Consider the following 12,937-nt stretch of genomic DNA (forward strand, 5'->3'; position numbering starts at 1 on the left):
CCCTCTCCACTCGCGCCTACACTACCCCCGTCCCGCCCTCGGATACACCGGGTGTGCGTGCCCGGCGAGGTGGGATCGGCGCTGAGGGGTTCGGGCGATCGCAGGCCCGGTCCTTCGGGGTCCGCGGAAAATGGTCTCCCCCTGGCGACGTGGGGGCAAGGTTTTTTGGCTTTGGACGGTCAAACCCTTGCCGGCCCTGACAGCGCGCCGGGAGCGCCTGTGTGGCGTGGCATGGTGGTAAGACCGGGCTGTCGAGGGTGTGCGGGCGTCCGCCGGTCAAAAACCGGGCCTGCATGAAAAATCCCCGGCAAGGGCCGGCGCCGCAGAGAGATCGAAGTCGCGGGGCAAAAACCGCCGAACGGGGCGCTGGAAGGTGCCACATAAATTCAATCTACGAGGCAGCTTGCAGCGCCCCGTCCGTCCCGGCTTGCCGGGACACACCGACACAGCAGCGAAACCGGAGGGCGAGAGGCCCGGCCGGCGAAAACCCGTGCCTGCCGTTGCGGGCGCATGACGAAGAGCCGGCCGCGCGGCGGTCGCCGGCAAGGCCTGGCAAAGGAGAGAGCCCATGAACGAAGCCGTCGAACTGCCGGACCCCGAAATACCTGACATCGACGATGACATCCGGGAGCCACTGATGGCGCGCACGGCGGAACTGCTCGGCGTGCCGGTGCGCGCCTGCCCGGTCCGGGCCTGCTGGCGCAGCGGCGCCTGCCGCTATGTCGACCCTGAACCGGCCCCCATCCGTCCCTGGTGCGTCCACCAGTTGACGGAAACGGAGCGGGCCGGCTTCGAAGCGCTCTATACGCGGGTGCGGGCGGCGCTCATCATTCTGCTGCTGGAGGCCGAACCCCTGCCCTCGCCCGATCCGGAGACCCGCGAGCTGCAGGACGCCGCCCTGGAGATCGTCGCCACGGTGCTGTGCGATCATCCGGCCAACCGGCCGGCGGTGCGCCGGTGGATCCGGCGCCGGCGCGACAATCTGCCGGCGCTGCTGGAGGGCGACGCGCTCAAGGCCTATCGTGCCGCGGTCGACGCCGTGCCGCGCGAGATGCTCAAGGGACTGCCGTGGATGCTGTGAGGGCGCGCGGTCAGGACGATGCCCCGCCTCGACCCGCCCCTATTCCGCCGCCTCGGCCTCGGGCCCGCGGGGGCCAACCGCCTCCAGCTCGTAGGAATAGCCCTCGAGCATGGCATAGGCCCGCTCGATCGCGGAAATCTGCGTCTCGGCGCCCTTGATCGCCTCGGTGATCGACTGGGCGCGGGCGCGCAGCATGGCGCCGAGCACGTCGTTTTCCGGCCGCCGGCCGATGCGGTCGGCATGCTGGCGCACCCGGGTGCGGTGGCGCTCCAGTTCGAGGATGTGGAAGCGGGCCTTCAAGAGATCGTCGGTCAGCTTGCGGCGCAGGCCGGCGACGGGATCGAAACTGCCGGGGGCGCGCTCGTCGAGAATCATCTCGTTGACCAGCGTCTCCAGCATCATCAGACCTTTCAGGTCCGTGGCGTCGGCAAGTTGCGGGTCGTAGCCGGTATCGTCATAGACGCGCCGGCGCACCGGGTCCTTGAGCAATTCATAGGACGCGTTGAGCCGGCCGAAGGCGTCGAGATCGCCGCCGGCATCCGGATGGGCGCTCTTGGCGGCCTTGCGATAGGCGGCCTTGACCGCCGCCTCGTCGGCGTCGCGCTCCAGTCCGAGCAGTTGATAGGGATCGATCACGGCGAAAGCTTCCTCGGCATGTGCAAAGCGGGCCCCCGCATGTCTGGTAAAGCGTCCGGGCCCCGGCTTCAAGTCGCAAGGCCGCTTGTCCAAAGAATGGTGAAGGGCGGTGCAAGGGCCAGGGACCGGCGGCGCGCGCCCGCGTCACGTCCGGCGCTTCCGCCGCACCCCTCAAATCTTAATGGATTCAGCCGGTTGCCCCGGCGGAGTGGCGATGCCGGGCCTGCAAGCCTCTTGCCTTTTGACGCAAAAGGCCTTAGCAATATCGCCGTTCGGGCACTAATGATCCCGGAGACTGGACCGACTGTATGACCGCCTGAGCGGTCCTGGGGGCTTCCTCCCGCTGGTAGACGTTCTTTCCCCGTTATCGCGACTTCCGACTAGCCCGTCACACCGAAGGGCAATATCGACCCCTCTTCCGGCCCGCCGGGCGTGGGGAAACCAACGACACAAGGGATAAGGAACTCTCCCATGGCCACCAAAGGCACCGTAAAATTCTTCAACCAGGACAAGGGCTTCGGCTTCATCACCCCGGAAGGCGGCGCAAAGGACGTATTCGTCCACATCTCCGCTCTCCAGGCTTCCGGCATCCAGACCCTCAAGGACGGCCAGCAGGTTTCGTTCGACACCGAGCCGGATCGCATGGGCAAGGGCCCGAAGGCCGTCAACATCCAGGCTTTCTGAGCCTGTTCGCCGAAAGGCGATGATCCTTTGAGACGGCGTCCCTCGGGGCGCCGTTTTTCGTTGCGCTGGTGGCGGCCTGCCTTGGCCCGCGACAGCCGGGCACGAGAGAAAAAACTCGTCCCCGCGATGAAAACCCGTGCCAGAATGCCCGTCGGCTGGACTGCGACCGTCCTTGCCTAGCCCTGCACTTTCGGCCCGCCGGCAATGTCGACGGCGGCGAAGGCCTCGGCGATGATCTCAGGCCCCACCGAGGGCTTGGTGGAGTCGGACAGGATCTGCCGGTAGCGCCGTGCCCCGGCAAAGCCCTGGAACAGGCCGATCATGTGGCGGGTCACGTGATTGAGCCTGCCGCCCCCGGCAATCACCGTCTCGGCATAGGCGATCATCGCGTCACGCACAGCGTCCCAGTCAGGGGCCTTGGCGGGCATGCCATAGATTTTTTCGTCCACCTCGGTCAGAAGCGTGGCATTGTGATAGGCGGCCCGTCCGAGCATGACGCCGTCCATAACGGCCAGATGATCAAGCGCCTTGTCGATCGTATCGATGCCGCCGTTGATGCCGAGGAAGACGTCCGGGTTCTCGCGCTTCATCCGGTAAACGAGGTCATAGTCGAGCGGCGGGATCTCGCGGTTCTCCTTCGGCGACAGCCCCTGTAGCCAGGCCTTGCGGGCATGGATCCAGATCGCATCGGCGCCGGCGGCGACCATGCGGGCGAGGAAATCCGGCAGCACCGCCTCCGGCGCCTGGTCGTCCACCCCGATCCGGCACTTGACCGTCACCGGCACGCTCGCGACCCTCTTCATCGCCGCGACACAGGCCGCCACCGTCTCCGGCTCGCGCATCAGGCAGGCGCCGAATGTCCCCGACTGCACCCGGTCGGACGGGCAGCCGACATTGAGGTTGATCTCGTCATAGCCGAAATCCGCCGCGATCCGCACCGCCTCGGCAAGCTTTGCCGGATCGGACCCGCCGAGCTGCAGCGCCACCGGATGCTCCTCCGGCGAAAAGCCTAAGAGCCGGTCGCGGTTGCCGTGCAGGATCGCATCGGCCACCACCATCTCGGTATAGAGCAGCGCACGGCCGCTCAGGCGCCGGTGGAAGTACCGGCAATGCCGGTCCGTCCAGTCAATCATCGGGGCGACCGCGAAGATTGGAACCCTTAATTTCCGGGCTTTCTCGTAAAAGTTCAATTGGTTAGCGCCATTTTTTGTTTCTCGTTTTTTCCATCAATTAATGCTTGTTGTGTGTTTTTTGCCCATCAAGTACAACAAGCGTCGTACCGTACCAAGGATGTCGTACCGATGGGCACTATTAACGCGAGAAAGCGAAAAGATGGAAGCGTTGGGTATACAGCGCAAATCCTGATCAAGAAAGGCGGAAAGATCGCCTTTCGTGAGGCTAAGACGTTCGACAAAGAACGCGAGGCGCTGGCTTGGATTGGCTGGCGTGAGACGGAACTGAAGAAGCCAGGCGCACTCGATCGCGCATCCGCACCGTCGTCAAAACTCTCGGATGCGATCGACCGGTATATCAAAGAAAAATCAGATATGGGCCGAACGAAAGAGCAGGTCTTACGGTCGATCAAGGACTATAGGATTGCCGACATGGACTGCTCCGCTATCCGCAGCGAGGACATTGTCGCATTTGCTCGCGAGTTGCTGGCGGGTGATCGCCGACCCCAGACAGTCGGCAACTACGTTAGCCACCTCGCCGCGATCTTCCGGTTAGGGAGGCCAGCCTGGGGAATGGAGCTTGACGTGCAGGTCATGCGAGATGCCCAAATGGTCTTGCGAGATCTTGGGGCAACTGCGCACTCATCCAAGCGGGATCGCCGCCCCACCCTCGCCGAGCTCGATTTGATCATGCAGCATTTCGTCAACCGACAACTGCGCGCACCACAATCAGCACCGATGCATCTGATAGTCGCCTTCGCCATCTTCTCGACGCGACGGCAGGAAGAAATTACACGCATCAAATGGGATGACCTTGACGAGTCACATAGCCGGGTTTTGGTCCGCGACATGAAGCACCCCGGCCAAAAGAAGGGAAACGACGTCTGGTGCGAATTGCCTCCTGAGGCGCTGACGATCATTAAATCAATGCCCCGCACCAAGCCGGAGATCTTCCCCTACTCGACTGACGCAATCAGCGCCGCCTTCACGCGGGCATGCAAGCTTCTCGATATCAATGACCTCCACTTCCACGATCTTCGTCACGAAGGCGTTAGCCGCCTTTTCGAGATGGGGCGCACGATACCACTTGCGGCAAGCGTGTCAGGCCACAGAAGCTGGAACAGCCTACAGCGCTACTCGCACCTTCGTGAGAGCGGCGATAAGTTTGCGGATTGGCAATGGCTGAAAATGATTGAGCGTGAACAAGTAGCAGAAAAAACTTGACAAAGCCTCGGAAATCCATTAAACACGCAAACCGTTTGTAGACGCTATGCGCAATTTTAACGTGATTGTCAATTTTCTACCGGAGGAGCGAAAAGATGTCAAGCGAAAAAATGAAAACCGCAGAAGCTGCGCAATACATATCCAAATCTACTGGCTGGCTAAACAAGTCCAGAATGAACGGAAGCGGGCCAGTGTACCTTAAGATCGGCGGCGCCGTTCGCTACCTACGCACCGATCTGGACGCTTGGCTTGATAGCAAGCGGCGCACCGCGATCTACGACTTCGCCAACGATAATCGCCGCGCACAGGCTGCGGCCTCCTAGGCGCCCTCGAGCCCTCCCCGCCCCTTACCGCAATCCACCACAGTCCGCCGGCAGTTCCGACGGACCGCGCCCGTGTGCGCCGAAAGGACAACCATGAAAGTACTGTACTGCCACCCTACCCGCGAGACCGGCCGCAAAGACTGCGTCGCGTTCGTCGACGTCGAGCTCAATGAGCACGTCCGCCTTTACGGGCTGCGGCTTGTGCGTCAACCAGATGGCGCCCACTTCCTATTCGCACCGCAGGCCGGACAGCGCCGAACAGCGACCTTCAGCAAGCCCTTGGCGGAGCGGCTTACCGCGCTTGCCGTTGAGGCGCTGGAGACCGCCAATGAGCGATGAAAGGAAGCTTCCGAAGCCTGAAAGCCTGGAGGCCAAGTTTCTCTTGCTGGCCGCGCTCCCATACGACCCGCGGGCAAAGCGCAAGCATAGCCTTGTGTTCGGCTTCATTCTTGATTGGTTTCACTCCACCTACGGTAACGCCCTCGCCTCTGTCCGGCATGTGGTCGCAACGCTAAAGGAGCGCGACCCATCCGGCCGAGGGCTATACTCAGGCGACGTTCACAGCGCGCTTTCCGATCTAGTGGCTTGGGGATATCTGCATCAGGTCAAGGGCGCGGGCCGTCAGGCCAGCCGCTATATCCCCGCGTGGGATTTGGTTTGTGTTCGTAAAACTCCGAACGCTACGGACGATGTGTCTAGTGTTCGGGAAATTGCGAACGCAGGTGTTCGGGAAAATGCGAACGCAAACGGGCTTAGTGTTCATGAAATTCCGAACGAAGACCCACTTACTGGACCCGGCCACAGGACCGGGTCACATGTAGTGGGAAATAAGTTCGAAGCCGCGCCGCCGGCGCCGCCCGCGGATGGCCTGATGGCCACCGCAGCGGAAACGGCTTCGGGAGATGGATTCTCAGAATTCTGGAGCGCATGGCCGCGTAAGCACGGGATAAAGAAGGCGCGCGCCGAATGGCGAAAGATACTGTCTGACGTTGACGTTGTCATTGACGTCGCCGGGGACTGGGCCGCGCACTACGAGAAGCACGGAATCGAAAAGAAATGGATTCCAGAGCCGGCAAATTGGCTCGCCGGAGAGCGGTGGCTGGAAGACTTGCCGATCGTTCACATCGACGCCAAGGGTGCGGCTATCGCCAAAGCCAAGGCAAACGCGCCAGCCAAGGCAGATCTCAAGGCCGAGCCGCAGCCGGATAATGACAACGAACCTGCCGTCATTCCGGAGTTCATGAAGGGCTCCCCATCCCTCTGGCCGGTTGGCGCCTATTGGGGCGAGTTCATCGAGAATGACGTTGTCAAAGAATATGACGGCAAAGACGTGGCGGCCGATTTGCTGTTTCTCGTCAACTCGCCCGGTCCGCACTTCGGAAAAAAGCTGCGGCACAAGATCTATGTTGAGAGCGCGTTCAAGTCGGTGCAGGAGGACGGGCAACGCTACCTTATGTCCATCTGCGGCGCCGTCGGCGTTTCAAGCATCGAAGAACTGGACGAACTCATGTTCAAGCCGCTGATGGTAAAGGCTGACGGCAACAAGATCACCTATCTAAAGCTTGAAGAGGCCGCCTGATGGAATACGCAGAGATTTACGAGGCAGTAAAGTGCGGATTCATCGACGCTATGGAAGAGGTGAAGGCAAAGCCGCGCATGATGAAGATAGACCGGTTCGAAGCGGAAGACGATGCCGGCGAGCCGGTGACTGTTGTTGGTATAATCGACGACGACGAAGAATTTATAAAGTTCATTGTCATCGAAGAATGGGAAGACGGGGAACTGACTCCCATTGTGAGGCGCAACATTTACAAAAAGGGTACGGCCGCCAAATGAACGATCTACCGGAAATCCACGTCGCTATACTGCTGGCTGCGCATGCCGCAATGTTTGTCGCCATGGTGATGGTCGGCGCTTGGTATGCCTGGCGCCTGTCGAGATGATGGCCAACTCGCCAACTCGAGCCGGGGAATCCGGAGCGCCGGTCTAGCTGCGCTCTGCAGGGGGATTCATTGCTCGCACTTGCATAGCCACCAGGTTGCCGAGCGCGTCCGCCTGCTTCTCAGAAGATGCGCGGATAGCAATCAGATTGTTCAGGATGGCGCCAAGCGCATATGTCGCCGCGCCGCCTACCATGACCGGCAGCGCAGTGAACAGCGTCATCATGCCGGCGCTGCCAGAGCTCGCTGCCATGATCACGACAACACCCAGCGCCAACACGAAGGTCGTTATGCCCACGATTTTCAGAAATCCATCCATGGTTGAACGGTACCGCTATCAACAATCGAAATCAAGGAGAACGGTATGACCGCACCGCAAACCACAGACGCTGACAAGCCGCACCGCGGGAGACGTCTGTCGTGGGCTGAGTTTACTAAGCTGACTGGCCGCGAGCCACCGAAGGCGGCGAATGACAATGGAATGATACAGCAAAGCCCCTGCTGCCACACGAAGGACTCCACAAATAGTTGATTCCGAGATTAGATGCGCCAAACGCGTGTCGGAGGGGTCATGCATAGCCTACATTTCAAGTTCGAAGGTGATGAAGCAGACAGACACCGCTTACCTATGAGACATCTTGGTGCCGCGTTGGTTGGTATAGATGGCATCGTTAATCAGGGGCTTTTTGTCTTCGCATACGGTCGACCCGCTCCGAAACGACGTCGGTTTGAGCTGCAGTTGTCGACGGAGGAGCCGAAATCCGGATCAGTCGAGATAATCGCGATCCTGAAAGATTCTCAGTGGGTGCTGCCTCTGCTGCGCGATTTTGTCGTCAGCGGCGGCATAGAGATATCCAAGCACTTTCTAAGTTACGTGCTACTGCGATTTGGCGGGCGCCCCACGGAGGCTAACAAACACATGGAAGCTCTTCTTCAGATGAACCGCGATCACCTTGATGCGAGAAACCAGAACGATGAGCAATGGCGACAAACATTCCTTGCGGTCGTCGATCGCCTTGCTCCGCAAGCGAAGCAGGTGGTTGCGCCGGTTGGAAACGGCGCCGGCACACTACAGCTCATTGATGGGGTTTCACCATCACTCGTGGTAGACGAGCCGATGGCTGATGCGATCCGAGCTCGACAGGGAGACCAAGTGGGAGACATGACGTCGATCGAGATTCAAGTCGACGGCGTTATCCATCATAGTCGGCAACTAAAGATCCAGCATCCGGACGGTGAAGGGCGGTTTATCACCGCCGAGATAAGGGATCCGCTCTTCACTGAACTGCCCAATCCTTACGCGGAAGCTGCAGCCGCAATGTCAAGTATCCGGGTAATGGCTAAGCCTGTCTATCGGAATGGCGAACTGTTCAAGCTTTACGTGATGGACATCGCCAGGGACCAAGGGGGGGCGAGGCAAAGTTGACGGCCTCGCAGACACTAACCGGTGATGCCCCACAGCACTAACGCTAACTCAGGAATTTGCCTCCCGCGCGCGCAACACGCGCGTGAGGAATCATTAGGATTTTTGGGCTTTACTCGTCGTCTTCCATGCCCAGAAACTCAACCGGCGGCAGGCCGTCGAGTTCGCGAACCCTATTCATCGCGGCTATCACCAATCTGCCCCATACATCCTGCATGATCTCGGCCGCTCGCTGCTGCGCTTCGGCCAGGCTCGGGTCGTCCGCCATTCTGTCGACCAGATCATCCATCGCCTGGGCGTTGCGTTCGGTCTCTACGAATAGTTCGTGCGCCTCGGCTGCAGTGAGATCCTTGGCGGCCAATCTTCTTGGCACGTCGATTGCGGCCTGCCTGGCGATTTCACCGGCCGCGATAAGCGCTTCCGTCCAATCCATCACGAGCCTCCAACTGGAGGGCATTTTTCGCAGATCGTCTGGCGTCGTCAAGGCGGGGTGCAGTAGATCCCTCACGCCGTCGCCCCACGGACCGGCCCAGTAAGCAATTTCTTGCGTCCGCAAAATTCGCAATCGCGAAGAGCGCGTGAGCAACAAGCTCACAGCCATGGATGCACTCGAAGCGCCCCATATCGCCACAAAGGCGGCCAATGGCGCGTTTCTCCAGCATTCTGCCGCATATGCCCCACGCAGGGCCAAACCGCGCCTGGAGGCCACAATTTGGCGGGGCAAAAATTATACACACTTCCATCGTGAACGCAAGTTAGCTGTTGACTTTTTCTGTTGGGTGCCTTATAGAGGATTCGCGCAAAGCGCACGCAAGCCGCCTTTGCGGCCAGCCCGCCCATTTGGGCACTTCCCTCTTTTTCATAGGTGACGGCCTTGAAAAATGACGACGTCCCGGTTTTTGACCGGCGCGATACCCTGCCTGCAATTCTCGACACTGACACAGACTGGGCTCCCCCACGCAAACATGCGCGGCGGGGTGTGACCATCCGGATGGCCGGCGATCCTTGCCGCAGCTTTGCGTGGGATAGGGCCAGCGAGGCAGAGCGAGAACTATGGCGGCACAACGGCGCGGCCGTATACCTAGCACAATGGTACGATGGCCAGGCAGCGAATGACAACGAAGACTGGCCACTGCAAAAACTCTTGCGGACGGAGAAGAACGACCATTGCTTGGCCCTCGCCGAGCGCTACCGCGCCGTGCACGACATTGCTATGCGCCCTACAGCTCTTCTCGGCCGCGATCCGGCTGACCTCTATTTGGTGCAGAACGTCGACAGGGAAGGCAACCATAAGGGGCCAAAGGTCATCACCGGCAAGAACGCAACTGTCGACACACAACCGGCCCGCAACCGTGCCGCACCCGTCCCGAAGGCATGGACTGGAGATACCGCCTTGAATGCTACTATCGACGCAAAGCGCGAACTAGCCATCGTCCGCGGCAAATTGGCATATGTGCCGGCGATCCTCGACGCCTTCGAGTGGTCTGTCGTTGACGGCCTCACACTCGAGGAAACGGGCAAACGACTCGGCGCTGGCAGTAAGGGCGCCAAGGGTGAGGCCCGCGCCCGCATCTTTGACGGTTTCGGGATTGTGGACCGATATTGGCAAGCGCAGGACCGCAAGGCCGCATAGGGGTACCCCTTTTCGGCGGGCCACATGGGTAGGGAGAGCAGAGGGTCGCAGCGATGCGGCCCTTTCGTGTTTCAGGGAGGCCGTCACCTTCCTGATGGTGGGTGGCCGCGCGCGGTCGCTCACCCCAGTTTGCAATTGCCGAGCCCGGATGTACGGCCGGCATATCCACCGGCCCGCGACCCCTTCGTCGGTTCGTGTCAAGCGCTGCCCGCAACTCCAGAAGCGGGCAGCGCTTTTGTTTTGTCCAATCAATCGCATTTTTCAAAGGAGGCAGATGTGCCAACCTTAAACCATGCCATCGACGCGCTGTCGCGCCACGTTGGCTTCCAAGCGGCGCGATTGCGCAGCCTGGCGCGCCGGCTGCAGGATGCCGACGTCTTGCCATCAGGAGCGCCTGGCGTTGCACCGGAAGTTCAGTTGAGGCACGTCGTCGATCTTCTCCTTGCCGTAGCATCAGACGCGACCCTGCGGCGTGCAGCCACAGCGGTCGAGGCATACCGCGCCACGACACCAGGCGGTGCCGACCTTTCGCAGGCTCCGGCTTCCGTACGAGCTACCGCCGGCCAGCAGTTGGAAGCGCTCGCGCGTCTCGCCATGGACGGCGACGCGGACGCGCGCCGCATGCGCGTCGAGATCGTGAGCACCTGGCCGGAAGTCGTCTTCCTGTTTGAAGACGGAACGGCGCATCGCTTCCAGTCGGTCGGAACGCTCTCTGGTCACTGGCAAATGCTCGGCCATCGCCGCGCCACCACCATCAACGGCGCGGCCTTAGCCGATGCCATCATCGAGCTCTTTGGAGGCAGGAAATGAAGAAGCAGGAAGAATTCCGCGTGCCGTCCCTCTCCGAAGTCGACGCGACCTACAAGGACCTGCAGCAGCGACGTATGATCCTCGCAGACAAAAAAGCCGGTCTCGCTCGAGAACAAGCCGCCATTGAAGCAGACATTGGATCGCGAGCGCCGCTGCCTTACAGCTCCAGCGTCGCGGCATTGCTTGGTGAAGATGCCGATGCGGAGACGGAAAACCGGCCGCGCGCGCGCCTGAAGGAATTGAAAGCCGAAATCCGCGACATCGAGATTGCAATTGAGGTCATAGACCGGCGACTGGCGGAACAGAAGCAAAGGGCCAACGCCGCTGTCCTTGCAGCCTGCCGCCCTGAGTACGGCCGCCGCGTCAGGGCGCTTGTCGACGCGCTGCAGGCGGTCTCTACGGCGCGTGCCGCATATGACCAGATGCGCAACGAATTCGAAGCTAATGACATTCAGTGGACCGCTCTCGTACCGCTCGGCCTCGGCTTCCTTGGCGATGCGCGCGATGGCCATGTCCAACGAATTGTTCGCGAAGCGAGGGAGGCGGGTTATGTCCATTGAACGCGCAACAGCGAAGCGTGCCAATGCTCACCGATCCGTCAAGCTTCCTGGCAAGACGGCAGTGCTGACGGATGAAGAGCCCGTCAAGATCGCTCGCGAGCTTCGCGCCAAGTCGTCATTGGGACGTCGCGAGACGAAGCTCGCGAGCGCCGAGGCAAAAGTTCGTGGCTGATTCGATCACCGGGTACGCCGCGAAATTCAACTCCGAAACCACTATAGCCGGCGAGTTCCGCGAGATGCTTTCGCCTGGCTGCTTCCGCCGGACATTGCGAGAGAATCCCGACGTGCTGGCGCTGCTATCGCATGACGTTGGCCGCGTCCTTGGCCGGACCTCTGCCGGCACGCTGGAGCTCCGCGAGGATGGCACAGGACTCTGGTTTTCGTTGACGCCTGATCCGACCACACCAAGCGGCCAGGAAGCCGTCGGCACTGTGCGCCGTGGCGATGTGCGCGGATGTTCTTTCGGCTTCAGGGCGCGCGCGGAAGAGTGGAGGGACGGCGGCGCGCGTTTGCCCCTGCGCGTCATCACGGATGCCGACTTGTTCGAGATTACGTTGACGGGCGCGCCGGCTTACGACGACACGTCGGCCTCGCTGCGCGTTGCGAACGGTGCCCCCTCAGCGGCGCGTTTGAAGGCTGAGGCCGCAATGCGGCGCCGTGGCATCCTGTGATGCCGGAGGGGTATCTGCCGGTTCGCCGGCGGCCCTTTCCGCGGACCGGTCGTGGTCAAACGTGCGCAGCGAGCAGTCCCCCGTTCAACAAAAAATCGGAGGCGCCAAAAGTGCCGGAATCCAAGGCATCGGGCCAGCCGAGGCCACCAAAACACCTACAAAAAAGCACAGCAAAATGGTTCAGAAGCGTGGTCGACGAGTGGGATTTAGAAGATCACCACGTCAGAATCCTCACTCTCGCCGCGGAGGCGTGGGACCAAATCCAGCTATGCCGCGAAGTTATCGCGGAGGGCGGCCACACCTTTCAAGACAGATTTCAGCAGCCTAAAGAGCGGCCAGAGGTGGCGATTATGCATAACGCTCGCCTGGCCTTTGCCCGCCTAATTCGCGAACTCGATCTCGACTTTGCGGGCGAAAGCCCTGGCCGCCCCCCTGCCCTGCGCTCAAACCGGAGGTAGCCATGCCAGTCAAGCGACGCCGCGCGAAAGCTCGGTCGGGCAATCCGGACGCATGGGACCTCTATCTTGAAACCGGATGCGACTATTTCGACGACCTGGCCGAGGCTGGAGTCGCGGTAGACGAGCGCGGAAACCCTTCGCGCGCCGACGCGCTAAGCGCGTGGCTTTCGTTCGCTTCAGAACTTCTAGAGCGCTGGGCCGTAAGCCGTCACCCGGAACAGGGGCAGCCGTGGGCTGTCGAGCAATTCGGCGATCCGCGCGCCACTACCAGGCGCCGACGCCGCTAACCCAAAGGACAAACCATGGACACCTTCACGGACGC

The 12,937-nt window shown here is 61.0% G+C and carries 18 protein-coding genes; 14 read left to right on the forward strand and 4 right to left on the reverse strand.

Annotated features, from left to right (window positions below; all coding sequences use genetic code 11):
- Window positions 1-568 precede the first annotated feature (568 nt).
- Window positions 569-1,081 carry a hypothetical protein gene (locus tag RHIZ70P_RS08550; RefSeq protein WP_115669990.1) on the forward strand — a complete coding sequence of 171 codons (513 nt, stop codon included), beginning with the start codon at window positions 569-571 and terminating at the stop codon, window positions 1,079-1,081.
- Window positions 1,082-1,120: 39 nt separating this feature from the next.
- Here the strand turns inward: RHIZ70P_RS08550 and RHIZ70P_RS08555 are convergent, their stop codons facing one another.
- Entirely contained in the window at window positions 1,121-1,717 is a 597-nt protein-coding gene (locus tag RHIZ70P_RS08555; protein ID WP_115669991.1) for a J domain-containing protein, read from the reverse strand.
- 471 nt (window positions 1,718-2,188) lie between these two features.
- Here RHIZ70P_RS08555 and RHIZ70P_RS08560 point away from each other — a divergent pair, with 471 nt between their 5' ends.
- Window positions 2,189-2,401, forward strand: coding sequence for a cold-shock protein (locus tag RHIZ70P_RS08560; protein WP_028735154.1), 213 nt, complete (start codon window positions 2,189-2,191; stop codon window positions 2,399-2,401).
- 176 nt (window positions 2,402-2,577) lie between these two features.
- Here RHIZ70P_RS08560 and dusA read toward each other — a convergent pair whose 3' ends face one another.
- A complete protein-coding gene (gene dusA / locus RHIZ70P_RS08565) occupies window positions 2,578-3,591 on the reverse strand; it encodes a tRNA dihydrouridine(20/20a) synthase DusA (RefSeq protein ID WP_115669992.1) in 1,014 nt (337 codons plus the stop codon).
- A 111-nt stretch (window positions 3,592-3,702) separates the two neighbouring features.
- Here dusA and RHIZ70P_RS08570 point away from each other — a divergent pair, with 111 nt between their 5' ends.
- The 5 genes from RHIZ70P_RS08570 to RHIZ70P_RS08590 all read left to right on the forward strand — a co-directional run bounded on the left by RHIZ70P_RS08570 (window position 3,703) and on the right by RHIZ70P_RS08590 (window position 6,956).
- Entirely contained in the window at window positions 3,703-4,797 is a 1,095-nt protein-coding gene (locus tag RHIZ70P_RS08570; protein WP_115669993.1) for a site-specific integrase, read from the forward strand.
- Window positions 4,798-4,892: 95 nt separating this feature from the next.
- A complete protein-coding gene (locus RHIZ70P_RS08575; RefSeq protein WP_115669994.1) occupies window positions 4,893-5,120 on the forward strand; it encodes a helix-turn-helix transcriptional regulator in 228 nt (75 codons plus the stop codon).
- Window positions 5,121-5,213: 93 nt separating this feature from the next.
- Window positions 5,214-5,459, forward strand: coding sequence for a hypothetical protein (locus tag RHIZ70P_RS08580; protein ID WP_115669995.1), 246 nt, complete (start codon window positions 5,214-5,216; stop codon window positions 5,457-5,459).
- On the forward strand, window positions 5,449-6,699 hold the full coding sequence (locus RHIZ70P_RS22760; RefSeq protein WP_147293979.1) for a hypothetical protein: 1,251 nt from the start codon (window positions 5,449-5,451) through the stop codon (window positions 6,697-6,699). Before RHIZ70P_RS08580 ends, RHIZ70P_RS22760 begins: the two co-directional genes overlap by 11 nt.
- Window positions 6,699-6,956, forward strand: a complete 258-nt coding sequence (locus RHIZ70P_RS08590; RefSeq protein WP_115669997.1) for a hypothetical protein — start codon at window positions 6,699-6,701, stop codon at window positions 6,954-6,956. The genes RHIZ70P_RS22760 and RHIZ70P_RS08590 overlap by 1 nt, the downstream gene beginning before the upstream one ends.
- A gap of 150 nt (window positions 6,957-7,106) precedes the next feature.
- Here the strand turns inward: RHIZ70P_RS08590 and RHIZ70P_RS08595 are convergent, their stop codons facing one another.
- On the reverse strand, window positions 7,107-7,379 hold the full coding sequence (locus RHIZ70P_RS08595; protein ID WP_115669998.1) for a hypothetical protein: 273 nt from the start codon (window positions 7,377-7,379) through the stop codon (window positions 7,107-7,109).
- A gap of 252 nt (window positions 7,380-7,631) precedes the next feature.
- Between RHIZ70P_RS08595 and RHIZ70P_RS08600 the strand changes: the two genes are divergently transcribed.
- Complete coding sequence (locus RHIZ70P_RS08600; RefSeq protein WP_147293980.1) at window positions 7,632-8,486, forward strand: hypothetical protein; 855 nt, start codon at window positions 7,632-7,634, stop codon at window positions 8,484-8,486.
- Between the two features lie 109 nt (window positions 8,487-8,595).
- Here the strand turns inward: RHIZ70P_RS08600 and RHIZ70P_RS22765 are convergent, their stop codons facing one another.
- Window positions 8,596-8,916 carry a hypothetical protein gene (locus RHIZ70P_RS22765; protein WP_147293981.1) on the reverse strand — a complete coding sequence of 107 codons (321 nt, stop codon included), beginning with the start codon at window positions 8,914-8,916 and terminating at the stop codon, window positions 8,596-8,598.
- Window positions 8,917-9,357: 441 nt separating this feature from the next.
- On the opposite strand from RHIZ70P_RS22765, the gene RHIZ70P_RS08610 reads away from it, so the two are divergent.
- From RHIZ70P_RS08610 to RHIZ70P_RS23435, 6 genes are all read left to right on the forward strand, one after another.
- Window positions 9,358-10,116 carry a hypothetical protein gene (locus RHIZ70P_RS08610; protein ID WP_147293982.1) on the forward strand — a complete coding sequence of 253 codons (759 nt, stop codon included), beginning with the start codon at window positions 9,358-9,360 and terminating at the stop codon, window positions 10,114-10,116.
- Window positions 10,117-10,392: 276 nt separating this feature from the next.
- The gene (locus RHIZ70P_RS22770; protein WP_147293983.1) at window positions 10,393-10,926 is read left to right on the forward strand and encodes a hypothetical protein; all 534 of its coding nucleotides are present in this window, start codon (window positions 10,393-10,395) and stop codon (window positions 10,924-10,926) included.
- Complete coding sequence (locus RHIZ70P_RS08620; protein ID WP_115670003.1) at window positions 10,923-11,486, forward strand: hypothetical protein; 564 nt, start codon at window positions 10,923-10,925, stop codon at window positions 11,484-11,486. The genes RHIZ70P_RS22770 and RHIZ70P_RS08620 overlap by 4 nt, the downstream gene beginning before the upstream one ends.
- Window positions 11,476-11,658, forward strand: coding sequence for a hypothetical protein (locus tag RHIZ70P_RS23240; protein WP_235842186.1), 183 nt, complete (start codon window positions 11,476-11,478; stop codon window positions 11,656-11,658). Before RHIZ70P_RS08620 ends, RHIZ70P_RS23240 begins: the two co-directional genes overlap by 11 nt.
- Complete coding sequence (locus RHIZ70P_RS08625) at window positions 11,651-12,157, forward strand: HK97 family phage prohead protease (protein ID WP_235842187.1); 507 nt, start codon at window positions 11,651-11,653, stop codon at window positions 12,155-12,157. The genes RHIZ70P_RS23240 and RHIZ70P_RS08625 overlap by 8 nt, the downstream gene beginning before the upstream one ends.
- Complete coding sequence (locus RHIZ70P_RS23435; RefSeq protein WP_328588180.1) at window positions 12,157-12,615, forward strand: P27 family phage terminase small subunit; 459 nt, start codon at window positions 12,157-12,159, stop codon at window positions 12,613-12,615. Before RHIZ70P_RS08625 ends, RHIZ70P_RS23435 begins: the two co-directional genes overlap by 1 nt.
- Window positions 12,616-12,937: the final 322 nt, after the last annotated feature.

Origin of the sequence: Paenirhizobium selenitireducens ATCC BAA-1503, from assembly GCF_900492185.1 — a bacterium.
Taxonomy (GTDB): Bacteria; Pseudomonadota; Alphaproteobacteria; order Rhizobiales; family Rhizobiaceae; genus Allorhizobium; species Allorhizobium selenitireducens_A.

Coding starts and splice junctions, on each gene's coding strand:
- RHIZ70P_RS08550 (WP_115669990.1), top strand. CDS start 569: ATGAACGAAGCCGTCGAACTGCCGGACCCCGAAATACCTGACATCGAC.
- RHIZ70P_RS08560 (WP_028735154.1), top strand. CDS start 2,189: ATGGCCACCAAAGGCACCGTAAAATTCTTCAACCAGGACAAGGGCTTC.
- RHIZ70P_RS08570 (WP_115669993.1), top strand. CDS start 3,703: ATGGGCACTATTAACGCGAGAAAGCGAAAAGATGGAAGCGTTGGGTAT.
- RHIZ70P_RS08575 (WP_115669994.1), top strand. CDS start 4,893: ATGTCAAGCGAAAAAATGAAAACCGCAGAAGCTGCGCAATACATATCC.
- RHIZ70P_RS08580 (WP_115669995.1), top strand. CDS start 5,214: ATGAAAGTACTGTACTGCCACCCTACCCGCGAGACCGGCCGCAAAGAC.
- RHIZ70P_RS22760 (WP_147293979.1), top strand. CDS start 5,449: ATGAGCGATGAAAGGAAGCTTCCGAAGCCTGAAAGCCTGGAGGCCAAG.
- RHIZ70P_RS08590 (WP_115669997.1), top strand. CDS start 6,699: ATGGAATACGCAGAGATTTACGAGGCAGTAAAGTGCGGATTCATCGAC.
- RHIZ70P_RS08595 (WP_115669998.1), bottom strand. CDS start 7,379: ATGGATGGATTTCTGAAAATCGTGGGCATAACGACCTTCGTGTTGGCG.
- RHIZ70P_RS08600 (WP_147293980.1), top strand. CDS start 7,632: ATGCATAGCCTACATTTCAAGTTCGAAGGTGATGAAGCAGACAGACAC.
- RHIZ70P_RS22765 (WP_147293981.1), bottom strand. CDS start 8,916: ATGGATTGGACGGAAGCGCTTATCGCGGCCGGTGAAATCGCCAGGCAG.
- RHIZ70P_RS08620 (WP_115670003.1), top strand. CDS start 10,923: ATGAAGAAGCAGGAAGAATTCCGCGTGCCGTCCCTCTCCGAAGTCGAC.
- RHIZ70P_RS23240 (WP_235842186.1), top strand. CDS start 11,476: ATGTCCATTGAACGCGCAACAGCGAAGCGTGCCAATGCTCACCGATCC.
- RHIZ70P_RS23435 (WP_328588180.1), top strand. CDS start 12,157: ATGCCGGAGGGGTATCTGCCGGTTCGCCGGCGGCCCTTTCCGCGGACC.